The sequence below is a fragment of the Gordonia sp. ABKF26 genome, assembly GCF_041103195.1.
Lineage (GTDB): Bacteria > Actinomycetota > Actinomycetes > Mycobacteriales > Mycobacteriaceae > Gordonia > Gordonia terrae.
In genome coordinates this window covers 5,523,762-5,548,447 of the sequence record NZ_JBGCVZ010000003.1, presented here as the reverse complement: position 1 = coordinate 5,548,447, position 24,686 = coordinate 5,523,762, and the positions used below count along the sequence as shown (strand labels likewise).

At 67.9% G+C, this 24,686-nt stretch carries 27 protein-coding genes; 19 read left to right on the top strand and 8 right to left on the bottom strand.

The window, feature by feature from the left end; all coding sequences use genetic code 11:
• Nucleotides 1-50 precede the first annotated feature (50 nt).
• The 8 genes from AB4Z55_RS25825 to AB4Z55_RS25790 all read left to right on the top strand — a co-directional run bounded on the left by AB4Z55_RS25825 (nt 51) and on the right by AB4Z55_RS25790 (nt 5,949).
• Nucleotides 51-488, top strand: a complete 438-nt coding sequence (locus AB4Z55_RS25825) for an SRPBCC family protein (protein WP_004021585.1) — start codon at nt 51-53, stop codon at nt 486-488.
• Between the two features lie 40 nt (nt 489-528).
• Nucleotides 529-1,485, top strand: coding sequence for a pseudouridine synthase (locus tag AB4Z55_RS25820; RefSeq protein WP_369520924.1), 957 nt, complete (start codon nt 529-531; stop codon nt 1,483-1,485).
• Nucleotides 1,486-1,509: 24 nt separating this feature from the next.
• A complete protein-coding gene (locus AB4Z55_RS25815) occupies nt 1,510-1,839 on the top strand; it encodes a hypothetical protein (RefSeq protein ID WP_004021587.1) in 330 nt (109 codons plus the stop codon).
• A gap of 22 nt (nt 1,840-1,861) precedes the next feature.
• Complete coding sequence (locus tag AB4Z55_RS25810; protein WP_369520923.1) at nt 1,862-2,233, top strand: YbaB/EbfC family nucleoid-associated protein; 372 nt, start codon at nt 1,862-1,864, stop codon at nt 2,231-2,233.
• A 66-nt stretch (nt 2,234-2,299) separates the two neighbouring features.
• Nucleotides 2,300-2,911, top strand: coding sequence for a recombination mediator RecR (gene recR, locus AB4Z55_RS25805; RefSeq protein WP_004021589.1), 612 nt, complete (start codon nt 2,300-2,302; stop codon nt 2,909-2,911).
• A 59-nt stretch (nt 2,912-2,970) separates the two neighbouring features.
• Nucleotides 2,971-4,599 (top strand): alpha/beta fold hydrolase, encoded by a 1,629-nt coding sequence (locus tag AB4Z55_RS25800; protein WP_369520922.1) that lies wholly within the window; start codon nt 2,971-2,973, stop codon nt 4,597-4,599.
• Nucleotides 4,596-5,156 (top strand): uridine kinase, encoded by a 561-nt coding sequence (locus tag AB4Z55_RS25795; RefSeq protein WP_004021591.1) that lies wholly within the window; start codon nt 4,596-4,598, stop codon nt 5,154-5,156. The genes AB4Z55_RS25800 and AB4Z55_RS25795 overlap by 4 nt, the downstream gene beginning before the upstream one ends.
• Nucleotides 5,157-5,211: 55 nt before the next feature.
• Entirely contained in the window at nt 5,212-5,949 is a 738-nt protein-coding gene (locus AB4Z55_RS25790; RefSeq protein WP_354561455.1) for a uracil-DNA glycosylase, read from the top strand.
• A 296-nt stretch (nt 5,950-6,245) separates the two neighbouring features.
• Here the strand turns inward: AB4Z55_RS25790 and AB4Z55_RS25785 are convergent, their stop codons facing one another.
• Both AB4Z55_RS25785 and AB4Z55_RS25780 read right to left on the bottom strand, forming a co-directional pair.
• The gene (locus tag AB4Z55_RS25785) at nt 6,246-6,968 is read right to left on the bottom strand and encodes a type 1 glutamine amidotransferase (protein ID WP_354561453.1); all 723 of its coding nucleotides are present in this window, start codon (nt 6,966-6,968) and stop codon (nt 6,246-6,248) included.
• Entirely contained in the window at nt 6,965-8,266 is a 1,302-nt protein-coding gene (locus AB4Z55_RS25780) for a MurT ligase domain-containing protein (RefSeq protein ID WP_369520921.1), read from the bottom strand. Before AB4Z55_RS25780 ends, AB4Z55_RS25785 begins: the two co-directional genes overlap by 4 nt.
• 75 nt (nt 8,267-8,341) lie before the next feature.
• Between AB4Z55_RS25780 and AB4Z55_RS25775 the strand changes: the two genes are divergently transcribed.
• Nucleotides 8,342-9,433, top strand: coding sequence for an alpha/beta hydrolase (locus AB4Z55_RS25775; protein ID WP_101821035.1), 1,092 nt, complete (start codon nt 8,342-8,344; stop codon nt 9,431-9,433).
• Here AB4Z55_RS25775 and AB4Z55_RS25770 read toward each other — a convergent pair.
• Nucleotides 9,422-10,420 (bottom strand): EamA family transporter, encoded by a 999-nt coding sequence (locus AB4Z55_RS25770; protein ID WP_369520920.1) that lies wholly within the window; start codon nt 10,418-10,420, stop codon nt 9,422-9,424. The genes AB4Z55_RS25775 and AB4Z55_RS25770 overlap by 12 nt on opposite strands.
• A gap of 83 nt (nt 10,421-10,503) precedes the next feature.
• The gene (gene trxA, locus AB4Z55_RS25765) at nt 10,504-10,866 is read right to left on the bottom strand and encodes a thioredoxin (RefSeq protein ID WP_369520919.1); all 363 of its coding nucleotides are present in this window, start codon (nt 10,864-10,866) and stop codon (nt 10,504-10,506) included.
• A gap of 119 nt (nt 10,867-10,985) precedes the next feature.
• Here trxA and AB4Z55_RS25760 point away from each other — a divergent pair, with 119 nt between their 5' ends.
• The gene (locus AB4Z55_RS25760; RefSeq protein WP_369520918.1) at nt 10,986-11,867 is read left to right on the top strand and encodes a LysR family transcriptional regulator; all 882 of its coding nucleotides are present in this window, start codon (nt 10,986-10,988) and stop codon (nt 11,865-11,867) included.
• 83 nt (nt 11,868-11,950) lie between these two features.
• Here AB4Z55_RS25760 and AB4Z55_RS25755 read toward each other — a convergent pair whose 3' ends face one another.
• The 4 genes from AB4Z55_RS25755 to AB4Z55_RS25740 form a co-directional block, all read right to left on the bottom strand.
• Entirely contained in the window at nt 11,951-13,102 is a 1,152-nt protein-coding gene (locus AB4Z55_RS25755) for an acyl-CoA dehydrogenase family protein (RefSeq protein ID WP_064569701.1), read from the bottom strand.
• 29 nt (nt 13,103-13,131) lie between these two features.
• Nucleotides 13,132-13,818 (bottom strand): TetR/AcrR family transcriptional regulator, encoded by a 687-nt coding sequence (locus tag AB4Z55_RS25750; RefSeq protein WP_354561448.1) that lies wholly within the window; start codon nt 13,816-13,818, stop codon nt 13,132-13,134.
• On the bottom strand, nt 13,811-15,004 hold the full coding sequence (locus tag AB4Z55_RS25745) for an acetyl-CoA C-acyltransferase (RefSeq protein WP_369520917.1): 1,194 nt from the start codon (nt 15,002-15,004) through the stop codon (nt 13,811-13,813). The genes AB4Z55_RS25750 and AB4Z55_RS25745 overlap by 8 nt, the downstream gene beginning before the upstream one ends.
• 171 nt (nt 15,005-15,175) lie before the next feature.
• Nucleotides 15,176-15,496, bottom strand: coding sequence for a putative quinol monooxygenase (locus AB4Z55_RS25740; protein ID WP_004021603.1), 321 nt, complete (start codon nt 15,494-15,496; stop codon nt 15,176-15,178).
• A gap of 481 nt (nt 15,497-15,977) precedes the next feature.
• On the opposite strand from AB4Z55_RS25740, the gene AB4Z55_RS25735 reads away from it, so the two are divergent.
• From AB4Z55_RS25735 to AB4Z55_RS25695, 9 genes are read left to right on the top strand one after another with little or no spacing between them, the layout of a single operon-like run.
• Entirely contained in the window at nt 15,978-16,799 is an 822-nt protein-coding gene (locus AB4Z55_RS25735) for an ABC transporter permease (RefSeq protein ID WP_197505572.1), read from the top strand.
• A 10-nt stretch (nt 16,800-16,809) separates the two neighbouring features.
• Nucleotides 16,810-17,682: an ABC transporter permease gene (locus AB4Z55_RS25730; protein ID WP_369520916.1), complete on the top strand. Its 873-nt coding sequence runs from the start codon at nt 16,810-16,812 to the stop codon at nt 17,680-17,682.
• Between the two features lie 4 nt (nt 17,683-17,686).
• A complete protein-coding gene (locus tag AB4Z55_RS25725; RefSeq protein ID WP_004021606.1) occupies nt 17,687-18,694 on the top strand; it encodes a hypothetical protein in 1,008 nt (335 codons plus the stop codon).
• The gene (locus tag AB4Z55_RS25720) at nt 18,691-19,707 is read left to right on the top strand and encodes an MlaD family protein (RefSeq protein WP_369520915.1); all 1,017 of its coding nucleotides are present in this window, start codon (nt 18,691-18,693) and stop codon (nt 19,705-19,707) included. Before AB4Z55_RS25725 ends, AB4Z55_RS25720 begins: the two co-directional genes overlap by 4 nt.
• A complete protein-coding gene (locus tag AB4Z55_RS25715; RefSeq protein WP_369520914.1) occupies nt 19,704-20,717 on the top strand; it encodes an MlaD family protein in 1,014 nt (337 codons plus the stop codon). The genes AB4Z55_RS25720 and AB4Z55_RS25715 overlap by 4 nt, the downstream gene beginning before the upstream one ends.
• A complete protein-coding gene (locus AB4Z55_RS25710; RefSeq protein WP_369520913.1) occupies nt 20,717-21,844 on the top strand; it encodes an MCE family protein in 1,128 nt (375 codons plus the stop codon). The genes AB4Z55_RS25715 and AB4Z55_RS25710 overlap by 1 nt, the downstream gene beginning before the upstream one ends.
• Nucleotides 21,841-22,875 (top strand): MlaD family protein, encoded by a 1,035-nt coding sequence (locus AB4Z55_RS25705; protein WP_369520912.1) that lies wholly within the window; start codon nt 21,841-21,843, stop codon nt 22,873-22,875. Before AB4Z55_RS25710 ends, AB4Z55_RS25705 begins: the two co-directional genes overlap by 4 nt.
• On the top strand, nt 22,872-23,834 hold the full coding sequence (locus AB4Z55_RS25700; protein ID WP_369520911.1) for an MlaD family protein: 963 nt from the start codon (nt 22,872-22,874) through the stop codon (nt 23,832-23,834). Before AB4Z55_RS25705 ends, AB4Z55_RS25700 begins: the two co-directional genes overlap by 4 nt.
• Before the next feature lie 25 nt (nt 23,835-23,859).
• The gene (locus tag AB4Z55_RS25695) at nt 23,860-24,660 is read left to right on the top strand and encodes a hypothetical protein (RefSeq protein WP_369520910.1); all 801 of its coding nucleotides are present in this window, start codon (nt 23,860-23,862) and stop codon (nt 24,658-24,660) included.
• Nucleotides 24,661-24,686 lie beyond the last annotated feature (26 nt).

Below are 24,686 nucleotides of genomic sequence, written 5' to 3'. Positions count from 1 at the left end.
GACTTGATCAGTTCGCCCGCCAATCGTTTCGTACTGAGGAGTGTCCAATCGTGGGTCAGGTTTCCGCATCGCAGTCGCTCGACATCGCCGCCGCCCCGGACGCCGTGGTCGGAGCACTCGCCGACTACAACGACGTACGCCCGGCCATCCTCCCGGAGCAGTACCGCGACTACAAGGTGATCAGCGGCGGCAACGGCGACGGCACCGTCGTGCACTGGATCCTGCAGGCCACCTCGAAGCGTCAGCGTGACGTGCAGGCGACGGTCAGCGTCACCCCGGACACCGTCACCGAGCGCGATGCCAACTCGACGATGGTGACCACCTACACCGTCGCTCCGTCGGGAAGCGGTTCGCGCGTCACGACCACCACCACGTGGCAGGGTGCGGGCGGCATCGGCGGATTCTTCGAAAAGACGTTTGCGCCGAAGGGTCTCAATCGAATTCAGGCCGAGGTGCTCGGAAATCTGAAGAAGCGCCTCGAGCGCTGAGAAGTCGGAGTCTCCTCCGGCGGCGTTCGAACACACACACATGACCGGCGCGGGGCCTTCCGGCAGGCGACGTCGGGGCCGGGCGCGGCCATCGCCGTTGCCCATCCGCGACGGCGTCGACGCCACGCGCGTGGTGTTGCGTTCGGGGCCGGAGTCGACGGTGTCGCAGGCGTTGCTGGCCGCGCCCGGTCTGGCGGGGCTGACCGCCGACGACCTGCGTCGACGCGCCTCCGCCGGCGAGGTCGTCGATGCCGACGGTCACCCGGTGGATCTCGATTCGCCGTCGCGCCGCAACATCTCGCTCTACCTCTACCGCGACCTCGACGACGAGGTGCCGGTCCCGTTCGACCTACCGGTGCTCTACCGCGACGAGAACATCGTCGTGGTGGACAAACCGCATTTCCTCGCCACCATGCCCCGGGGCCGCCACGTCACCGAGACCGCGCTGGTCCGACTGCGTCGCGAGCTGGGCTCCGACACGATCTCGCCGGCTCACCGACTCGACCGGCTCACCGCCGGAGTGCTGCTGTTCACGCTGCGCCCGGAGGTGCGGGCGGCCTATCAAGATCTGTTCGCATCCCGGATCGCCCGCAAGGAGTACCTCGCGCTCGCGCCCGCCGACGAGGCACTCGCCACCACTGTGACCGTGCGGGATCGGATCGAGAAGACCGCGGGCGACCTCCGCGCGCTCGTCGTCGACGGACCCGTCAACGCCATCAGTGACATCACTCTCGTCGACGGCGCGGGGCGCCACGGCGTCTACCGGCTGGTGCCGCACACCGGTCGCACGCATCAGCTCCGATTGCACATGGCGTCACTGGGTGTGCCCATCGTCGATGACCCGCTGTACCCCGAGGTGCGTCCGGAACTGGCGGCGCGCCCCGACCACGCGGACTTCTCGAGGCCCCTGCGTCTGCTGGCACGGGTGTTGGAGTTCAACGATCCCCTGACCGGCGAGCACCGCAGGTTCGAGAGCCTGCGGTCGGTGTCGGGGTAGCAGGACACGATCTACCCTGGCCGCATGACCATCCGAGCGTCCTACGAGCGGCATCCCGACTTGGGGTGCGAGGCCGTGGTCTTCATCGACGACGAGTCGCTGGCATGTTTTCAGATCCAACGCGATCTCGTCGGGGGACCGCGCGCCGACGAGTACTGCGTCACGACGGGGGCGAGTGCGCCGATCTACGGGGCGATCACACAGTGGCGTCGGGTCGACGACCGATTCGAGTTCGCACTGACAGCGCGAGCGGGACGGCTGTTCGGCGACGAGGTCCTGTCTTTCGAGGTCGCGGCCGTCGAGGAGTCGACCGTCGACGACATCGCCGCGCATGTCGATCGGTTGCTGCGCTGACGCTGCGACTACCCTGGGCCGGGTGACGCAACCATTCGATCCCAGCGCGTTGTTCGGCGGCGGTCAGGGCGGAGAGAACCCGATGGCCGGACTGCTCGCGCAAGCTCAGCAGATGCAGGAGAAACTCCTGTCCGCGCAGAACGAGATCGCTGCGGCAGAGGTGGTCGGCAGCGCGGGCAACGGACTCGTCACCGTGACCGGCAACGGCACCGGCGAGGTGACCGCGGTGTCGATCGACCCGAAGGTCGTCGATCCCGACGACGTGGAAACCCTGCAGGACCTGCTGCTCGGTGCGCTCGCCGACCTGTCGGAGAAGCGCGAGCAGCTGGCCGGCGAGAAGATGGGCCCGCTCGCCGGTGGCCTCGGCGGCGGCCTTCCCGGACTCGGCGGCTGAGCACCACGCCCACGCACGACGCCGAACGACGAGTAGAGACCCCGGACACCATGGACGCAGAACACCATGTATGAGGGACCGATCCAGGACCTGATCGACCAGCTGGCCAAACAGCCGGGGCTCGGTCCGAAGGGGGCCCAGCGGATCGCGTTCCACCTGCTGGCCGGAGAGAAATCCGACATCGATCGCCTCATCGCGGCGCTCGGGCGGGTTCGCGACGACGTCGTCTTCTGTGCCGAGTGCGGAAACGTGTCGGCGAACCGCCTGTGCCGGATCTGCTCGGACTCGCGTCGCGACGCCAGCAAGATCTGCGTCGTCGAGGAGCCCAAGGACGTGCATGCGATCGAACGGACCAAGGAGTTCACCGGGCGCTATCACGTGCTCGGGGGTGCTCTGGATCCGTTGTCGGGGATCGGCCCCGACCAGTTGCGGATCCGCGAGCTGTTGCGTCGGCTGGCCAATCAGGAGGACGGCGTCGACGTCTCCGAGGTGATCGTCGCCACCGACCCGAACACCGAGGGCGAAGCCACCGCGACCTACCTCCAGCGCATGCTCAAGGACTTCCCCGGTCTGTCGGTCACCCGACTCGCGTCGGGGTTGCCGATGGGCGGCGACCTCGAGTTCGCCGACGAGCTCACTCTGGGCCGCGCCCTGTCGGGTCGTCGCATCCTGGCGTGAGGCCCGGCCCTCCCACCCGGCCCCTCGTACCCGGCAAACCGGACGGCTACTGTCAGGGGGTGATCTCGCGTAATCGGTGGCGTCGTCGAAATCGGGTAGTGGCAACGGGCCTGACGGCGGTGGTCGTGGCCGGGCTGGTGAGCGTGGGTCAGTTCGCGGCGACGCCCGAAGCGTCGGCGGCGCCCGCGCTCGACTGGGAAGCATGTCCCGCCGTTCACGGCGTCCCGGCGACCGTCCGATGCGCGACGGTCGAGGTGCCGCTCGACTACCGCAAGCCGGATGGCAAGACGATCGAGATCGGTGTCAGCCGGATGCAGGCGCGAGACCAATCGCGCCGGCGCGGTGTCGTGATGGGCAACCCGGGAGGTCCGGGTGGCGACGGCATCGCGATGTTCAGCCAGGTGCCCCCGCCCGCGGCGATGCTCGACGAATGGGACCTGGTGGCCGTGCAGCCCCGGGGTCTGGTGTCGGGCACGCCGCTGCGCTGCGAACCCATCACCGGCGACGAACCCGAACTGATGACTGCGCTGGGCAAGGTGAATCGCGATCGCTGTGAGGCCCGGACACCGGGTCTGGGGGCCTCGCTCACCACCGAGAACACCGCCCGGGACATGGAGGTGGTCCGCGGTCTGCTCGGTGAGTCGAAGGTCAGTCTCTACGGCATCTCCTACGGCACCCTGTTGATGTCGACGTACGCGACACTGTTCCCGCAGCGGGTCGACCGGATGGTCCTCGATTCCGGTTTCGACCCCGATCTCGTGTGGAACACCCTCCTCTCCGCCCAGACGCCCGGCTACAAGGCCCGCGTGCACGCGATGATGGCGTGGATCGCGCGCCACGACCGGATCTACGGTCTCGGAAAGACTCCGCTGGCCGTGTACCGGAAGTGGAGTGACCGGGTCAGTGTGGAGGCAGGCGTCCCGCCGTCCCTCCTGGCGCCGCCGGCCCAGGTGGGCGACGTGCCCCCGGGACTGCGGGCGTTCGCCCAGCAGTACATCGCCGGCACCGACCTCACCGCCGACGCGCGGGCGCGGTTCGAGAACCTGATGCTCACGTTGCTCCGACCCGGCTCGCTGCAACTGTCGTCGCAGCTACTGGTGCTCACTCGCGCCCTCGCGCCGGATCGGAACTCGTGGCCACTCGTCGCACAGCTGACCGCGAAGCCCGGCCGCAAGCTGCCCACCCCGGCGCCCGCGGTCCTCGAAGCCGCGCAGGTCTCTCAGGACATGCAGGGCGCGGTCCTCTGCAACGAGAACCGGGTGCCCGCACAGCCGTCGCTCGGCTTCCAGGCGTTCGTCGCGAACTACGTCACCGGGGATCCGTTCGAGGCGCCCGGGCTCGCCTATGAGTCCGGACTCGCCTGCGCCGGCGCGCCGGCCCTCGCCCGGCCGATCGAGATCCGCAATCGCGGGCTGGCGGTGACACCGTTGCAGATCCAGAGCGTCGGCGACCCGCAGACCCCGTATCGCGGCGCGCTGAAGATGCGTTCACTCATGCGGAGCCACCTCATCACCGTCGGCGGTGGCGACCACGCGCAACTCGGCCGGGCCAACAAGCCGCTCGAGAACGCGATCGTCGAATATCTCCGCACGGGGCGGACCGCCGTGCAGCGCGTTCCCGAAGCACCCATCACGGCTCCGCTGACGCAGATGCCGCCGGCATTCGCGGCCGGCACGGCCGGTCGGTGACCCATCCTGATCCGGTGAACCCCCGGATCCGCGCCCGGATCACCGACTTGGCCGATCGCCTCGATGCGGGGATCGTCGCCGTCGACGGGCCGTCGGGAGCGGGGAAATCGACGATCGCCGACCTCCTGGTCGCGGACCTGCGAGCCCGTGGAGTCGGCGTGACCCTGGTCCGCACCGACGACTTCGCGACGTGGGACGACCCGGTCGCATGGTGGCCGGAGCTGGAAGCCGATGTGCTGCATCCCTTCACGCGACGACGGGACTACCGGTACCGGCCGCGCGTATGGCAGGACGGTACCCCGACCCCCGGACCCCGTGTGTGGATCGAGTGGCAGCCCCTGCTCATCATCGAAGGGGTCTCCTCGGCGCGGCGACGGATCGCCGACCGCCTGTCCCACGCGCTGTGGCTCGACGGCGGAACACCCGGCGAACGACTCGAGCGGACGATCGCCCGTGACGGGGAGGGCGCGCGGGCACATCTGGAGGCCTGGCAGCAGTTCGAACGCGGCTGGTTCGGCGTGGATCGCACCCGGGAACGGTGCGTCGTCCTCGACTGACGGGGGTCCTCGGCCGATGAGGTGCCGCTTCCGACTCGACGGTTAGTGTCGAGGTATGGCCACCCGACGACGCTTCCGTGATCTGGCGGAGCTCGACGCGCAGCTGATCGAGTGCCGAGCATGCCCGCGCCTCGTCGAATGGCGGGAGCAGGTCGCCCGCGAGAAGCGTCGCGCGTACGCCGACGAGGAGTACTGGGGCCGGCCGGTGGCCGGTATCGGTCCGGCCGACGCGCGACTGCTGATCGTCGGACTCGCCCCCGCGGCGCACGGCGGAAACCGCACCGGGCGTATGTTCACCGGAGATCGCAGCGGCGATGTCCTGTTCTCGGCGTTGTACCTCGCCGGCCTTGCGAGCCAACCCCATTCGGTCGCGATCGGTGACGGGTTGGAGCTCTTCGATACGCGGATCACCGCGCCGGTGCATTGTGCCCCGCCGCAGAACAAACCGACGGTCGCGGAACGCGACACCTGCTCCCACTGGTTGCATGCCGAACTCGAACTGCTCGCGCCGACCGTGCGTTCGGTGGTCACCCTCGGTGGATTCGGTTGGCAGTCAACGCTTCGCACGTTCGCGAAACTTGGCTGGACGGTCCCCAAGCCGCTGCCGAAGTTCGGGCACGGCGCCTCCACGACGCTTGTCCGCGAGGGTGCCGAGCTCGAGGTGTTCGGGTGTTATCACGTGAGCCAGCAGAACACCTTCACCGGACGGTTGACGGTGGAGATGGTCGTGGACGTGCTTACCGCGGCGGCACGGTCCGCGGGTATCGAGAACGGCCACCGCCCGGCTTTCTGAGGTGCGAACGAAGCCTCCCCTGCTCCCTGAGGTGCGGCGAAGCGAGCCAGGAAGGGGCTCGCGAGGTGTCCCACCAGGCCCTTCGAGGCTCGTCGCTATCGCTCCTCACACCTCAGGATCTGCGGCCTGGCGACCGTCATGGGCCACGAAAGACCTACCCCAACGCCTTATTTCGTGACCGACAGACTTCAACTCGACTCCCAGACCTCGATCGAAGTCTGTCGGTCGAGTTGAAGTCTGCCGGTGGCGGGGCCGCCCTCCGCAAGCTCCGGGCGTCGGGAAGCAGGGGGTCGTCGCTACCGCCGCCGACCGGCGGCGAGGCGCTCGCGACGAAGCCGGTCGACCTCGGGGAGATCCAGCGGCGCAAGGGATTCGACGCCCATGGCGGTCGCCAGGAGATGATCGGCGAGTTCGGGGTTGCGGGCCAGTGCCGGACCGTGCATGTAGGTGCCGATGACGCTGCCCTGGACGACGCCCTCGGTGCCGTCGCCGACGCCGTTGCCGACGCCGTGCCGTACTCGACCCAGCGGGGCTGCGTCGGAACCGAGAGTGGTTCCGCCGCGGTGGTTCTCGAAGCCGGTGAGAGTCTGGGTCAAGCCGGGCAGCGACGGCTCGACGAGCAGCTCGCCGATGCTCCGGGTTGCTTGGGGGGCCGTCGTGAGGTCGAACAGGGAGATGCCGTCGACGCGTTCACCCGCCGACGTCTCGTACCAGTGGCCGAGCACCTGGATGGCCGCGCAGATGGCCAGCACCGGACGTCCGGCCGCCGCGGCCTGCTGCAGACCGGGGTAGCGCGTGAGATGTCGGGTGGCGAGCCGCTGCGCGTAGTCCTCTGCGCCGCCGAGGGTGTAGACGTCGAGGGAGTCGGGGACCGGGTCGTCGAGCGTGATGTGCACGACCTCGGCGTCGATGCTGCGCATCAGCGCTCGACGTTTCAGCACGAGCGCGTTCCCGCCGTCCCCGTAGGTGCCCATCACGTCGGGCAGGACGAGACCGATCCGCAGGGTCGATTCGCTCACTGCTCTGCCTTCCGCGATCGTGCTGCGCGTTCCAGGGCGGTCCCGAGGTCGCGGAACGCCGTGTAATTGGCCAGGACCTCGACGCGTCCCGGCGGGCAGGATGCGATGGCCGCCATGGGGTCGGGGACGGTGGTGTGCTCGGCGCCCGCGTAGAGCAACCGAACGGAGAGATCGGCGGCGCGCTCGCCGGCCGCGACAACCTGCATGCTCTCGAACGCCTCGAATCGCACATCCCACAGCCACGACAGGTCCTCGCCGTCGGGTACCTGGCCGTTGACCGCGATGACGAGTCCGTCGGCGTCCTGGTCGATCATCGACATCGCCTCTTGCCAGCCGGCCGGGTTCTTCGCCAGAAGTGTTCGGACGGAATGGTTCCCGACCTGATGGATGCCGTACCGGCCGGCGACCTCGCCGACCGTGCCGACGGCTGCCACCGCGCTGCGCGGGTCGGCGCCCATCGCGACGGCCGCCGCCACCGCCTGGGTCGCGTTGCCGCGGTTGGCCCTACCCGGTACCGCGAGCTGCAGGGGAGCGCTGAATCCGTCGGGGCCGTAGATGTTCTCGTCGTCGAACCACCAGTCGGGGCTGGGACGCCGGAAGTCGTCGTCGCCGGTCGAGCGCCACCCCTCCTCGGAACGGACGATGGGCTCGCCGGTCCGCGGGCAACTGACCGAGTCGCCGACCCAGCTCGCGCCGGCCGCGACCCACACCACGTCGGGGGCATCGAAGGCGGCGGAGGTCACGAGGACATCGTCGCAATTGGCGATGACCGTGGTCTCGGGGTGACGTGCGATGCCCTCGCGGAGCCGGCGCTCGATCATGTTGATCTCGCCGACCCGGTCGAGCTGGTCCCGGGAGAGATTCAGCAGCACCAGGACCTCGGGGTCGACGGCGTCGCTGACATGGGGGACGTGCAACTCGTCCACTTCCAGTGCGCAGAACGGGGCGGTGCGGCTGAGTGTGAGTGTCGCGATGATCCCGGCGTCCATGTTGGCTCCGTCGGCCTGCGTCGCGACCTCACCGAGTTCGGCCATGGCGGCCGCGGTCATCCGCGTGGTCGTCGACTTGCCGTTGGTGCCGGTGACGATGGCGGTCCGCTTGCCGGCCGCGAGCCTGCCCATGATCTGGGGGTCGATCTTCGCGGCGACGAGTCCGCCGATCATCGATCCCTTACCTCGTCCCGCGGTTCGTGACGCCCACCGAGCGGCAGCGGCAGCGCCCAGGGCAACGGCGGTACGCGCGGGAACTCGGGTATTCGTGCGGGGTGCGGAACCGGCGGAAGAGAGTCGGTCGGGCATGCGCACGAGTGTGTCACAGGCCGATCCGGCGGGAGTGGTCGTGCCATGCGCCGGCGCCGCGTAGGCTCTGCGGCTGTGAGCCGCGACACCCAACTGCGACTGTCCCTGCCCGCTCGAGTGCAACGCCGCGTGCTGCTCGCCGCCGCGCGGATCCCCGCCGGCGCGCTGGCCGTTCTGGGGCGTCGGGCACCGGTGAACTCCGACGGCGAACGGGTGGCCCCCGAACTCGCGGCGATCGGCTGGGCCAACGACAACGTGCCCGGCTTGAATCCCTTCCAGGGTGAGGTGGCGCAGTCGCGCGCGCAGACCGATGAGAGCGGCGCATCCATGGCCGAGGTGCTGCCGCCGCTGGCGGTGGAAGAGGACCTCGTCATCGACGGGCCCGCCGGACCGATCCCGGCCACCCGGTACCGCTCCTCGACCGAGTCGGCGGGATTGCTCGTCTACTACCACGGTGGTGGGTTCGTCACCGGCAGTCGGATCAGCCACGACGCGTTCGTCCGGCGTCTCGCGCACGGCACCGGACTCGACGTGCTGTCGATCGAGTACCGCCTGGCCCCGGAGGCGCCGTTCCCCGCAGCGGTCGAGGATGCGGTGGCGGCCTGGCGCTTCGCCGTCGAGGTCGCACCGAGGTGGGGGCTCGATCCGGGGCGGATCGTGGTCGGCGGGGACAGCGCCGGCGGGAACCTCGCGACCGTCGTCGCCCGCGAGGTCCGGGGCGATGCGGTGACCCCGGTGTTCCAGCTGCTCATCTATCCGGTCACCGATCAGGGCGCCGACACCCCGTCGCGGCGGGAGTTCGCCACCGGATACTTCCTCACCGCCGACGGCATCGACTGGTTCACCGACCGGTATGTGCCCGATGTCGCGCAGCGGCGCGACCCGCGCTGCTCGCCGCTGCTGGCCGAGGATCTCAGTGGCCTCCCGCCCGCGCATGTGATGGTCGCCGGGTTCGACCCGCTCCGCGACGAGGGCCTCGCGTACGCGCGCAGACTCGAGGAGGCGGGCGTGCCGGTCACGGTTCGCCGAGAGGGCGCGATGATCCACGGATTCGTCAACATGACCCTCATCAGTCCCGGCGCCCGCGCGGCGGTCGACCGCCTGTGCGCGGTGGTGCGCGATGCGCTCGCCGCGACTCCGCCCGGCGGGACGACGTCACCGGTCTGAACGCACCGGGGTCCCGATGCCGACGAGCGCGGCGGGGTCGACCGATTCGGAGTCGGGTGACTCGGCCGTGGCCGGATCGACGTCGACCGCGGCTCGTCTGCGGGCCCGCGGACGGGCCATCACCCCGGCCGCGCAGCCGGCCACGACGATGACCGCGCCGATGATCTCGCCGACCGACGGGACCTCGCCGAGGACGACGAAGGCCGCCGAGATCCCGACCACGGGCACGAGGAGCGACATCGGGGACACCCGACTGGCGTCGTTGCGCCCGAGGAGTGTGGTCCACAGGCCCGCGCCGATGACGGTGCCGAAGACCGCGAGGTAGAGCAGACCGCCGAGGGCGCGGAGACCACTCTCGGTGCCGAGCGTGGCGAGCGCCTCGAACCCCGCGGCCGGCCCCTCGACGATGAGACTGACCGCGTACAGCGGCGGGGTGGCGACGACGGCCATCCACAGCGTCATCCTGAGGGAATCATCCGGCCGGGCGAGCCGGCCACCGATGTTGCCGGCCGCCCAACTCAGACCGCCGAGAACGGTGAGGCCGATCGGCAGCAGTGCGGCCGCGCCGAGGTCGCTGCCGTGAACGCGGTCCAGCGCGATCACCGCCATGCCGACGACCGCGATCGCCAGTCCGAGGACCTGGCCGACGGTCATCCGCTCCCGGAGGAACAGCACGCCGAGCACGACGGTGAACGGCGCCGAGGTCTGGAGCACCAGCGAGGCGAGCCCGGTGGGCATGCCCAGATCCATCGCCAGGAACAACAAGATGAACTGCACGCTGCCGAAGCCGGCGACGTAGAGCAGGAACCACTTCAGGCGCACCTTCGGGAACCGGACGAAGAGCATCACCGGTATCGCGAGCACCGCGAATCGCATGGCGGCGAGAAAGAACGGCGGAAAGTGGTCGAGTCCGAGTCGGATCGCGATGAAGTTCAGTCCCCAGAGGACGACGACGAACAACGCGAGGAGGCGATCACGAGTGGACATGGCCCCATCGTCGGCGCTACCCAAATGAAGAACAATCTAATTTTGACGCACTGACTATTCAGATTTACTGAATATTACGCGCGTCACTCCTGGGCCGCGGCGACCTTCGCGCGCACGTCGTCCATGTCGAGACCCTCGACGGCGCCGATCAATTCCTCGAGCTGAGCCGCGGGGAGCGCGCCCGGCTGGTTGAACACCAGGATCCCGTCGCGGAACGCCATCAGTGTCGGGATGGAACGGATGCCGAGACTGCCGGCGAGCTGCTGCTCGGCCTCGGTGTCGATCTTGCCGAACGTGATGTTCGAATGTGTTTCGGAAGCCTTCTCGAAAACCGGCGCGAACTGGCGGCACGGACCGCACCAGCCGGCCCAGAAGTCGAGCAGGACGATGCCGTCCGAGGCGATGGTGTCCTCGAAGGTTTCCAGGGTGATGCCTTGTGATGCCATGCCCCCGACAACGGTGTGGGGCGTCCAGACATTCCGGGCAGCCCGGACGGGGACTCGATGCACGTTGCGCGAGCAGTCGGCCGGAGTGGGCCGCCGGCATGGGTGAGTACCGTTGCCGCATGGAGGTCCGGCGTCTACGGCTGCTGCGTGAGTTCGCCGATCGGGAGTCGATCGGTGCGGTGGCCGATGCGATGCACATGACCCCGTCAGCGGTGTCGCAGCAGTTGAAGGTCCTGGCCGAGGAGGCGGGGGTCGCGCTGTTCGAACCCGACGGCAGGCGAATCCGTCTGACGGAGGCCGGACGCGCACTCGTGTTGCGCGCCGACGACGTCATCGCGGCGGTGGATCGGGCCCAGGAGGAGATGTCGTCGTACCGGTCCGGCAAGGCGCGCGTCCGGCTGGCGATGTTCCCGTCGGGTGCGACGCTTCTGCTGCCGTCGGTCCTGGAGCGCGCCGGGGCGTCGGGCATCGACGTGCACGCAGTGCATCTGGACGTCGGATATCACGATGCCGCACCAGCTCTCGCGGATCACGACATCGTGGTCACCCACCGTGACGAACGAACGCCCGCGATCGACGTACCCCGGGTCCGGGTCACCGAGCTGATGCGCGAACCCGTCGACGTGATCGCCGCCGCCGACAACGAATTGGCCCTGCGGGACCAGGTCGCGGTCACCGAACTCGCCGACCACGACTGGATCAGTGTCGAAGGCGGCTTCCCGGTCGACGATGTGCTGCTGTCGATCTCGGCGGCGACCGGTGTGGCGCCGCGGGTGACCCAGCGGATGCTGGACTTCACGACGATCGAGGCCCTGGTGGCCCATGGGCACGGCATCGCTCTGATGCCGCGGTTCGCCGTCCGCCACCCGGGGGTGAAACGGCTGGTGCTCAAGGGTGTTCGTGCCGCACGGGTCTACGAGGCGCTCGCCCGGCCGCGTTCGCGAGCGGCCGTGCAGCAGGTCGTCGACCACCTGCGCGGCGTCGGCGCCGACCAGGGCTGACCGCCGCCGGGCGCGGGTGGCGCCAGGCCGTATGACGCACACAGCCCGGGGCGTGGCCCCGGGCTGTGGACGATGTCGAGGACTCAGACGCCGAGGCTCTTGCCGACGATGTCCTTCATGATCTCGGTGGTGCCACCGAAGATCGTCTGGATACGCGCGTCGGTGTAGGCGCGGGCGACGCGGTACTCGTTCATGTAGCCGTAGCCGCCGTGCAGCTGCAGGCAGCTGTCGATGACGCGCTTGGCCAGTTCGGTACACCACCACTTGTTCTTCGAGGCGTCGACGGCGTTCAGCTCGCCGTCGAGAACGCCCTGCAGGCAGCGGTCGATGTAGACCTCGGCGATGTCGAGCTCGGTGGCCATCTCGGCGAGGGTGAAGCGATTCGCCTGGAAGGTGCCGATCGGACGGCCGAAGGCCTTGCGGTCCTTGGTGTACTGCAGCGTCTCGTCGAAGATGGCGCGTGCCCCGGCGATGGCGCCGATGCCGATCGACAGGCGCTCGGAGGGCAGGTTCTGCATGAGGTGGTAGAAGCCCATGCCCTCCTGGCCGAGCAGGTTCTCGACCGGCACGCGCACGTCGTTGAAGTGCAGTTCGGCGGTGTCCTGCGCCTTGAGGCCCATCTTGTCGAGCTTGCGCCCGCGCTCGAAGCCCTCCATGCCGCGTTCGACGACGAGGAGCGAGAACGCCTTGTGGCCTGCTTCGGGGTCCGGGTTGGTCCGGCACACCACGACCACGAGATCGGAGTTGATGCCCGAGGAGATGAACGTCTTGTTGCCGTTGAGGACGTAGTGATCACCCTCCAGCTTCGCCGAGGTCTTGATGCCCGCGAGGTCGGAGCCGGCGCCCGGCTCGGTCATCGCGACGGCGAGAATCGTCTCACCGGTGGCGATCCCGGGCATCCAGCGCTTCTTCTGCTCGTCGTTGGCGAGGTGCACGAAGTACGGTGCGACGACGTCGTTCTGCAGGCTGAGGCCGGGTGCCGCCCCGTCGAACTTCGCGAACTCCTCGACCACCACGGCGTTGAACCGGAAGTCGTCCATGGCGCCGCCGCCGCCGTACTCCTCCGGGATGTTGAACCCGAGAAGGCCTGCGTCACCGGCCTTCTTGAACGCGATGCGATCGACCTGACCGGCTCGCGTCCACTCCTCGGTGTACGGGGCGCATTCGCGCTGCAGGAACTGGCGCGCGGTTTCCCGCAGGGCCTCGTGCTCGTCTTCGAAGATGGTGCGTTTCATGGCTTCTCCCTTTCGTGAGTGAGTCTGTCTCAGATGTCGGTCGGTGATCGGTCGGCGTCGCTGTGTCCTCGGGCACCGACGACGCGCAGGGAGATCAGGGCGTACGACGCCGCGACCTCGGCCGGTGTCCGGGGACCAGACGGGCGGTACCAGGTGGTCACCGCCTGGCACGCACCGAAGAGATAGCGCAGGACCTCTTTCGGGTCCTCTTCGAAGTGGAACTCGCCCGATTCGACACCGCGCGCGATGACATCGGCGAGCAGGTCCTCGGTTTCGGTGCGCATCGCGACGTAGGTCTCACGTCGCGGATCGTCGGAGTCGAGATGGCGGAACTCGTGGGCAACGCTGGCGAGTTCGAGATCGCTCGTCATGTGCAGGACGATCGACTCGATGGCATTGGACAATTGCTCGCTCGGCGTCCGGCCGGACTGGATGGCCGCACCGACCCATGCCAGCACCGAGGTCATCGCGGCCTCGAGCAGTTCGACGAGGATGCCGAGTTTGTTGTCGTGGTGGTAGTAGAGCGTCGGCAGGGAAACGCCTGCCCGCGAGGCGATGTCGCGGATCGAGGTGCCGTGATAACCGCGCTCGTAGAAGGCGTGCTTGGCCGCGACGAGGGTGGCCGGAAGCGGCACGGGCTCGCGCTCCCGCCAGTCCAGCCCCTCGGTCTCGATCGTCAGCTTCCGGGTGGGAGCCGTCCGCGCCGCCTCAGACACGTTCGATGATGGTGGCGTTGGCCATGCCGGCGCCCTCGCACATGGTCTGGAGGCCGTAGCGGCCGCCGGTCGCCTCGAGATGGTTGACCATCGTCGACAACAGGCGGGTACCGGACGAACCGAGCGCGTGACCCAGCGAGATGGCACCACCGCGCGGGTTCAGTTTGGCGGGGTCGGCACCGAATTCGTGTGCCCAGGCCAGCGGCACCGGTGCGAACGCCTCGTTGACCTCGTAGGTGTCGATGTCGTCGATGGACAACCCGGATCGCTTGAGCACCTTGTGGGTCGCCGGGATCGGTGCGGTGAGCATGAAGATCGGGTCATCGCCGGCGACCGAGAACGAATGGAAACGCGCGCGCGGGGTGAGCCCCAGCTTGGCGGCCATGGTGTCGCTCATGATGAGCGCACCCGATGCGCCATCGGTCAGCGGTGAGGAGTTGCCCGGCGTGATGAGCCAGTTGATGTCCGGGAAGCGTGCGGCGGTCTCTTCGGTGTAGAAGGACGGGCGCAGACCGGACAGTCCTTCGGCGGTGGTCGTCGCCCGGACGGTTTCGTCGGTGCGGTGGGTGACGGTCTCGCCGTTGGCGTCGGTGACGTCGATCGGCAGGACCTCGCGGTCGAAGAAGCCCTCCGCGGCCGCGGCTGCGGCGCGTTGATGCGACTGCGCGGCGAAGGCGTCGAGGGTGTCGCGATCGAACTTCCACTTGGCCGAGATCAATTCGGCCGAGATGCCCTGGTTGACCAGACCCTCGGGGTAGCGCGCGGCGATGCTCGGACCGTACGGGCTCTGTCCGGCGGTGGTGAATCCCATCGGGACGCGGCTCATGGATTCCACGCCCGCGGCGATGACCACGTCGTAGGCGCCGGCGATGATGCCCTGCGCGGCGAAGTGGGCGGCCTGCTGGCTCGATCCGCACTGCCGGTCGACTGTGGTGGCGGGGACGGACTCGGGGAAGCCTGCCGAGAGGAGTGCGGTCCGCGAGATGTTCAGGGCCTGCTCGCCGGCCTGGCCGACGCAGCCGCCGATCACGTCGTCGACGATGGCCGGATCGATGTCGTTGCGCTCGACCAGCGAACGCAACACGTGCGCCAGCAACTCGACGGGCTTGGTCTCCGAGAGCGCCCCACCGGGCTTGCCCTTTCCGGACGCGAGACGGACGACGTCGACGATGACGGCTTCGGGCATGGGGTTCCTCTCGGTGGCGCGACGCAGCACAGTGCATGGCACGCGTCACTTTATCTAACGATCGTTATACCCGGTCTAGCACGCCATCAGCAGCGGAATCAAGATCGGGGACCGGTGGACACGACGAAGCCCTCACCCGGTGGTCGGGTGAGGGCAATTGCCGCAAGAGCGTCAGATGGTCCCTTTATCGTCCTGACCTGCGGGGACGGCGGTGAATGTGCGCACATCGAGAGGTCCGGCGAGCAGACCGCCGATCGTCTTGCCGAGTTCGGTGAGGGCAGGTGCGGCGCCGTGGGTGGCCAGGGCCTCCATGGATTCCCAGCGCTCGATCATCACCAGATCGGTCGAGTCCCCGGTGGCCTCGTGTAGTGCGTACTTCCCGCAACCGGGCTCATCGTGCACCTGGGGGATGGCCTTGAGGACGGCGTCGCGCACGGCCTGTTCCTCCCCGGCCTTGGGGGAGATGGTGGCGACAACGATCACTTCGGACATTCGTGGTTCTCCATTCGCGGTCGAGCGGGGGGCGGCGCGGGTGTCGCGCGGTGAACCGGAAGGCCGAACGGTCGACGACCCGGACACCTCGGTGACGTTAGGGGAGTGGGCCGGGCTTCGGTGCCCGTTTGCCGACACGGGGGCGGTGACGCGCCCGTGACCGGCGGTGCGATCCGGAATGAGATGGAGAACACAGTCGAGCCCTCGATGTGACTACGTGTGATGCCTGATATTTGGGACAGAATCGACGCTTCGTGTCTACGAACCCGCAGACCAGTGGCATGTTCCGCTCAAATCCGGTGTGCGAGCCGCTGATCGGACACGTGGATCGTCACTGCCCCCAGCGGGCGGTGTCGATGACCCGGGGACAGGTGATCGCACCGGATGCGGTTTGCCCGCCACAAACGCGTCTACCTATGCTCCGTGCGTTCGGTCACATTCCGCGGCCGTGAAGTGCCTGGGACGGTTTCGGGGGTTGTGGGTGACTACTGCGAGCATCCGTCTGGGGCGTTCGGGGCCTGCGACCTATGTGCTCGGCTCGGTCCGGACCTTCGGGCGCCTGGTGCGGATGACGGCCAGGTCCTCGGCGATTGCCGGCGCGGAGATCGCGACCGGCCGATTCCCGTTGCGCGAGAGCCTGGTTCAGGGATGGTTCTTCGTATCGGTGTCCCTGTGGCCGGCGATACTCATCTCGGTGCCGATGGGGGTCGTGATCGCGGTGCAGATCGGCAGCGTCGCCTCGAACGTGGGTGCCAACTCGATGGCCGGAGCCGTCGGCGGCATGGGTGTCATGCAGCAGATCGCGCCATTGGCGACCGCCCTGCTCGTCGGTGGCGCCGGCGGGTCGGCGATCGCGTCGGACCTCGGCGCGCGCACGATCCGCGATGAGATCGATGCGCTGCGCACCATGGGTATCGACCCGCATCAGCGTCTGGTGGCGCCGCGGCTGGTGGCGATGTCCCTGGTGGCGCCCGCTCTCGCGGTTCTGGTGATCCTGATGAGCATCCTGTCCAGCTTCGCCGTGGCGGCCATCGGGCAGGGTGTCGCGCCGGGTTCGTACTGGTTGTCGTTCGGCAGTTTCGCATCGATCACTGATCTGCTGATCTGCCTCGGCAAAGCCGTCGTCTTCGGATTCGTGGTGGCCGCCATCGCCTGTCACCGCGGCCTCGAGGCGAAAGGCGGACCGAAGGGTGTCGCCGACAGCGTGAATGCCGCAGTCGTGCTCGGCATCCTCGCCTGCGTCGTCGTCAACCTCGCACTGACCCAGCTGACCATGATGTTCGTCCCCATCCGGTTCCTGTGACGGGCGGCAGATGATCACCGAGACAGACGAACCCGCCCACTACCGGCGGCGAGGGCTCGGCTGGACCCGCTCGCTCCGAAGGGCCTGGGGGCCGGTCGACGCAGTGGGACGCCAGTTCCATTTCGTGTGGATGGCGCTGAGCGGCATCGGCCATGCGCTCCGGATGCATCGCCGACGGACGGCCGAGATCTTCACCGACCTCGCCTGGGGGAACGGCCGGGCCCTGATCGTCGGTGGCGGAGTCGCGCCGGTGCTCGCGCTGATGGGTGTGGTGTCGGGCGCAATGATCGGGATCATCGGGTTCGAGGTACTCGACATGCTGGGGGTCGGGCCGCTGGCCGGTGCGATGTCGGCGATAGCCAATCCGCGTGAGCTCGCGCCCCTGATCGCCGCGGTCGGCTTCGCGGCCCAGGCCGGTTGCCGGATCACCGCCGAGGTCGGCGCCATGCGGATCTCCGAGGAGATCGACGCGCTCGAGGCACAGGCGATCGACCCCGTGCCGTATGTGGTCTCGACGCGCGTGATCGCGTCGGTGCTCACGGTGATACCGGCCTATCTCATCGCGCTCGCGCTCGGCTTCGCGACCACCCGCCTCACCGTCACCGCTGTCCAGGGGCAGCCGACCGGCGCCTACCAGCACTACTTCGACATGTTCGTCGAACCCCTCGACCTCGCCTACTCGCTGGTGAAGGTCGCGGTGTTCGTCATCGTGGTGACGCTCGTCCACGCCTATCAGGGCTTCTATGCCTCCGGTGGCCCGGAGGGCGTCGGGGTGGCGTCGGGTCGCGCGATCCGCGCCAGCCTCGTGGCCATCACCGTGTGCGACATGGTGCTGACCCTGCTGATGTGGGGCCTCGAATCGTCGATCGACTTCGCGGGGTGAGTGCATGACCAATCATCGGGAGCCGAGTGTCCGCGGTTATCGGATCCGCGGCCTGTGCGTCCTCGCGCTTGTGATGTTGCTCGGAATCGCACTGTGGCAGAAAGTGACCCCGGAGCCCGCCGACGGCGTGCGGTTCGCCCTGGTGGTCGCCGACCTCGGCGACGGTGTCGGGGAGGCCACCCCGGTCCGGTTGCACGGGCTCACGGTGGGTGAGGTCGTCGACCATCGGCCGCACGGGCCCGGACGTCAGCTCGTCACACTCTCGGTGGACGGCGCGCGATTCGGTGAGTTGTCCGACGAGCTCGATGTGCGTTTCATCTCCGGCACCGTGTTCGGTTCGACGGCCGTCGAGCTCGTTCCGTCGGAAACCGGTGTGCCACTGCGCCCGCGAGCGGTCCTCGATCTGGGCAACCGCGCGTCCGACGACACCATCACGACCATCATGCGGGACTCCGGACGACTGATGATCGACGTCGTCAACCGCGATCTCGCGATGTCTCTCGACGCGGGCGCCGAACTCAGCGCGGCGTCGGCCCCGCTGCTCGCCTCCGGACTCGTCGTGTTGCGCACGATGCAGCGAAAGATGAATATGCCGATGGCCGAACTGCTTCCGGCTCTGGCCAACGCATCAGAGGGCACCGCGGCGTTCACCCCGTCGGCCATCGGCATCCTCAACTCACTCGCCTCGGTGGCAGAACTCGACGATCCGACGCAGGTGGAGCTCGCCAACGGCACCATCGTCGAGGTCTCGAACCTGGTGTTCTCCTTCGCCGGCCGCCTCGTGGGTGCTCTCGCGCCGATGTCGGGCCTCATGGATGTGATGCTCGACCTCATCATCCCGCTCAATCAAGGGCTGCAGGGCATCACACCGGGCAAGGTGGAGCGCCTGCTCGACGGCGCGGACGGTGCGCTGCATCGTCGCGGCGGCCGCGTCGACCTCGACACCGAGATCCTGCTGCAGGGGTTCCCCGCCTTCGGACTGCCGCTGGCGTCGATGAAGGGGACACGGTGAAGAGCCCACGTCAGGCCGCCATCCGGCTCGCCGTTCTCGGCGTCGCGGCCGCACTGATCGTCACGCTGATCGTCGCGGCCATCCAGCGTCCCGTCGCCGGTGAGACGGTGGACTATCGCGCCACCTTCGGAGATGTCTTCGGCCTCACCCAGAATGCCGATGTCCGGTTGCGCGGCGTCCAGATCGGCAAGGTGACCGGAATCGATCTGACCGACGACGCCCGCGCCGAAGTCGGGTTCCACATCCAGGACGAGCACCGGTTGCGCACCTCGGACAAGTTGTCCATCCGATTCCAGAACCTGACCGGTCAGCGCTACCTCGAGGTCATCCGCGGCGAGGCGACCGCCCCGGAGGTCGCCGACGGCTCGCTCGTCACCAACACTGCGGACTCCTTCGACATCACCACCGTCTTCAACGGCCTGCGCCCGTTGCTCAGCGCGGCGGATCCCGAGGTCTACAACCGACTCGCGACCAATCTGGTGGCACTCATCGACGGCGGCAGCGACGACATGGGGCCGGTGCTCAAGGACATCTCGTTGCTTGCCTCCTACGCGAGTGACCGCACCGCGGTGATGGAGACGATCGTCGGCAACCTGGAGCAGATCTCGGTCGAGATCAACGGGCGGTCGGAGAATCTCGCGGCGATCCTCAAGGTGTTCCACTCGATCTTCATGCCGATCGCGACCCGGATGGAGGAGTTCCTGTCGCTCATGGACAAGGGGTCCATCGAGCTCTCGGAGATCCTGCGCGTGACCGATGCGCTCGCGCTGATGGGGCTCGGGGCCCGGAGCACCTCCGACGACGTGAATCAGAAGATCACCGAGGTAATCCCCGACACACGCGCCGCGGTGCGGTCGCTGTCGCTGCTCCCCGGAGTGCTCGAGGGCCTGAACAAGGTGATCCCACAGGCGAACCCGGCGCGATCGTGCAGCAACGGGCAGGTCACGATGCCGGTGACCGCCGGCGTCCTGCTGAACGGCCGGCCGCTCACCGTGTGCAAGGGGGACCGATGAGTGACACCCGCAGCAAGACGCTGATCGGCGCGGAGGACGCGTCGTCGAGCTCCCAGATGTGGTGGGCGACCGTCAGTATCGCCGTTGTCGCGATCCTCATCGCGACGACGGGCATTCTGTACCTGAAACCGCCGGGTACGCAGACCTTCCACCTGACACTCAGCGAATCCGGCAACCTGCGGGCCGGGGACGCCGTCCGGGTGGCAGGTGTCCCGGTCGGCAAGATACTCGGACTCGGACTCCGCGAGGATCACGTCGACGTCGAGTTCTCGGTGACATCCGAGGTCTTCGTCGGCGACACGACATCGGTGAGTGTACGGATGCTGACCCCGATCGGCGGGCTGTATCTCGCGATGATGCCGTCGGGCACCGAGCCGCTGCGCGAGCCCATCCCGCAAACACGTGCCGACGTGCCGTTCCTCGTCGACGATCTCGTCTCGAACGCGGTCGACGTGACCGACCAGATCGACACCGACGCATTGCGCGACGCGATGTCGGCGTCATCGGTGGCCCTCGACGACGCGCCGGGAACGGTGCGCAGCACCGTCACCGACATGCAGAAGGTGATCGAACTCTTCGCCCGCCAGAAGAACCAGATCGAGGACCTGCTGTCGCTGTCCAACGAGTACCTCGGCGCCGTGCTCGACAACAAGTCATTGATCACCGAGGTGATCCGGGCCTACGCCGTGCTCGGACCGTCGGCCATCGCATCGGCCGAGGAGACGAAGGTCTTCGCCGACTCCCTCTCGATCCTCGTCGGCGTCATCTTCGACTTCCTGTCGGGCCCATACCAACAGAAGCTCGAACCCCTTCTGCCGCCGCTCGTCGAGGCGCGGAACGTCGGCCGGGACATGGTCGGCTGGTCGACGCAGGTCGTCGACCAGATGCGAAACACGCTGGTGAGCCTGGGCGAGCTGGCCGGTCCCGAGGGCAAGGCGCTGATCGACCAGAGCGGACTCACCACCCGGTTGCCCGACGTCTGCCTGCCCGTGCCCGGACGGACCTGTTGATGGCCACCGCGGACCAGTCGCCCCACGTCTCGGCGACCCGACGGCGCGCCCTGGCCGTCCTCACCATCGTCATCACGGTGGTCGCCGTGTGCAGTGTCGCGTTCACCAGCACCGACACCCGGACCGGAACCGGGATCTGTGCGGCGTTCGAGAACTCGTTCGGCCTGTATCCCGGCGCGGCCGTGACCATCCGCGGAATACAGGTCGGAACGGTCGACTCGGTGACGCCGCGCGGCACCTCCGTCCAGGTCGACATGTCCATCGACGACCGGCCTCTCGGTGGCGACGTCGGCGCGGCGATCGTGAACTCGTCGATCCTCACCGACCGACGCGTCGAGCTCGTGAACACCGAAGAACGGAGCGGCACAGCAGAGTTCGACGGCACGTGCATTCCGGAATCGCGTACGGCCGAGCCCATCAGCGTTCCGGATGCGCTGGCATCGTTCTCCCGGTTCTTCACCGAGATCACCACCGCCGACGAGTCGGGCCGACCACCTCTGCAGGCTTTGCTCGAAGGTGCGGACCGCGAGATCGGCGGCCTCGGACCCACGATCAACCGACAGCTCCGGTCGTTGGGCCAGATGATGGAATCGCCGGACACCTTCATGAGGCAGTTCGGCACGCTCATCGAGAACAGTGCAGAGCTCACCGAGTTCGTCGACGCCGACTGGGACAACGTCTCCACCACCATCACAACGCTCGGGCCGGGCCTGTCGCTGATCGAGTACCTGCTCGGACTGGTCAAGACCATCGTCGAGAAGCTCGCCGACGCCATCGGCCCTCTCGACCGGCTGTTCAACGAGAACTTCCCGCTCGTCATGGATGCGCTCAACGCGTCCGTACCGATCGTGAAGCTGGTGCGCACCAGAGCAGAGGAATCCCCGGAGCTGCTCCGCACGATCCCCGGCGTCCTCACCATGCTCCACACGATGATCGAACGCCCGGGGCGCGGAATCGGCGTCGACTATCGTGCACCCACTGCGCAGCTGCGAAGCCCCGACGCTGAGCGGATGTGCGCTGCGCTCAACAAGATCCCGGGGAGCCGATGTGAGGTGGCGTCGTCGCAGATGATCGCCGTGCCGCTGCCGCAGTTGCTTCTCGACGACCTGACGGGACATCGACGATGATCCACGGCCTCATCTCGCCGCGTCGTCGCCTGACGGCGTGGCTCGGGCTGCTCCTGGCCGCAGTCCTGACGTGCGTCGGCTGCTCGTTCAATCCGGGGAACCACGCCATGCCGGGTACCGGTGTCGGCGGTCCGACGTACCGCCTCGACCTCGAGTTCACCTCCCTGCTCAGTCTTCCCGCCGGCGCCGAGGTGCGCAGCAACGGTGCGAAGGTCGGTTCGATGCAATCGATCACGCTCCGCGACGCGTTCGTGATCGCGCACGTCGAGGTCAGCGAGGACGTCGAGTTGCCCTATGGGACAGGGGCGGAACTACGACAGACGTCGATGCTCGGCGACATCTACATCGCCCTGATCCCGCCGGCCGTGGTGGGGCCGGACAATCTCGGCGACGGCGATGTCATCTCCCTCGCCGACACCGACCCGGGACCGCAGATCGAAGATGTGCTGGCGAGGATGGCCGACTTCGTCAACGCCGGCAGCGTGACCCGCCTGCAGGATGCGATCGCCGGCCTCAACGCCGCGCTGCCCTCCGACGTCGCCGAACTCCGGGGTTTGTCCGAATTCGGTTCGGCCGCACTGCACGAGTCCGCTGACAACCGCGACGCAATCGGTCGCACCATCGAGGCCGCAGACCAGCTGAGTGGTCGCCTCGACGCGATGCGTGGCGATCTCGGATTCATCTTCTCCGATCGCGCCCGCAGCCGGATGGAACGAGTGCCGCAGTTCATGACTGCCGTCCTCAACGTCGTGATCGACGTCAACACGCTGACCACCGGTCTGGAGTGGCTCATCCCCCGGCTGCCCCATCTCCGCGCCAACCTCGAACTGATCGCCCCGCTTGTCCGCGAACCATCCGCGAGTCCACACCACCTCAACGGCAACGCGGCCACGGTGGTGTCCTTGACCAAGAACAAGCTCGTTCCGTTCCTGTTGGGGCCCAACGTGGACATCGACCGGGTCAGCGTCGCGGAGCAGGACGTCAGCGCGAATGCCTTCATGTTGCTCAAGATGGTGGGGGCGGTCCGATGAGTCGAATCCCGGGGTGGGCCTCGGCCGTGGCGCTGATCGTCACGACAGTGCTCGGGGTCGGCTACCTTGTCGTCGACGTGCTCGCGGTCGATCCGATGGAGAAGAAGACGAGCATCACCGTCGATCTGACCGACTCCGCCGGCCTGGCAACCGGTTCCGACGTCGTCTACCGCGGTGTGAACATCGGACAGGTCGACGAGGTCACCGGACGTGAAGGTGGCGTCCGGGTCCGCCTCTCCTATTCGGCGAACCACCGCGTGCCCGTGGAGACCGAACTCGAGGTCGAACAGCTGTCATCACTCGGCGAATCGGTGTTCGCGTTCATGCCCACCACCGATGCGGGTCCCTTCCTGACGAACGACGCCCATCTCACGCAGACCGTCGAGGTGCCGACCTCGGTCGCGCAGTTGCTCGGTGACACCTCGGCGATGCTCGAGCAGGTCGAACCGCAGCGGGTGACACGGCTGATCGACACTTTCTCGCAGGCGGTCACGGGCATCGAGTCCACGGTGACCCCGGCGGTGCGTCGCGGAGCCGATCTGTTGCTGCTGACCCTCACGTCGAGACAGGGTCATCTCGACGCACTGACCGACCACCTGACCGAGATGCTCTCCAAGACAGATGAACTGAAGCCGGCGATGTTGGCGGCGCCGCCGCAGCTCGACGCGTTCGGGGAATCGTTGGGGGTCTCGTACGAGTACCTGTTCCTCGCCTCCCGCGAGCTCCGGGGGAGCGAGATCATGAGCTCGTGGCGCGACGAGCAGGCGCAACTCGTCGAGGTGCTCGAGAAGTTGTCGCCCGACCTGCTCGCGCTCGGCGGCATACTGCGCCCGATCTCCAAGGCGACCGGACCGCTGATCGGCATGATCGACCTCGCCGACCTGATCGACAGCGCTCTGCATTCCCTGCCCGGTGACCGACTCCGCGTCGAACTCACCGCCCCGGGCGGACAACCGTGAACCCCAGCCTCTGAAGGAGTCGAGCATGAGCCAGCACGAGAACCCCAGCGTCGAGGACACCACCGGCGAGAAGGACACCGACACCGACACCGGTGGACCGGCAGTGGCCGTGGACGACACACGCGAGGTATCCGAACGGGCCGCGAAACCCGCGAAAACCAAGGCGCCGAAGGTCAAGTCGCCGGGGTCGACGTCGACGAAGGGCGGCTCGGCCAAGGGCGGGAAGAAGGGCGGGAAGGCGAAGAAGAAGGGTTCGGGTGACGCGCCGCGGGCGAGCGCCCGGACGCGTGGACCGTTCGCCGTGCTCGGTGCCGTCGCGGCAATCGCGACCATTCTCGCTGTCGTGTTCGGAACTCTCTGGGCCACCGATGGTTCCGACGACGAGCTGGCGGTGCTGACATCGACGATCGCCACCGAGGCGGAGGCCGAGCGGGTGGCCGGTGACTATGCACTGAACGTGTCGAAGGTCGACTACTCCGACATCGACGCGTGGCGCGGGGCCTTGCAGACCGGGGTGACCCAACAGCTCAAGGAGAAGATGAGCACCGCCGTCGACGTGGTCGCACCGCTGCTGACCCAGATGCAGTACGTCTCCACGGCCGAGAAGCTGGCCGCAACCGTCGCTCATACCGACGGAAATCGGTACGTGGTGCGGGTTTTCGTCGACATGGACTCCAAGAGCAGGCAGACCCCGGACGGTGTCACGGCGACTGCCAGCTACACCATCACCCTCGACAAGGCAGGCGACTGGACGATCACCGATGTCGGCGGCCTGGGAGCCGGGCTACCCGGACAGGGTGAGGAGGCGCCCGCCGGCGGCAACTGAGCCGCCGGCGAATCCCTGACCACGGA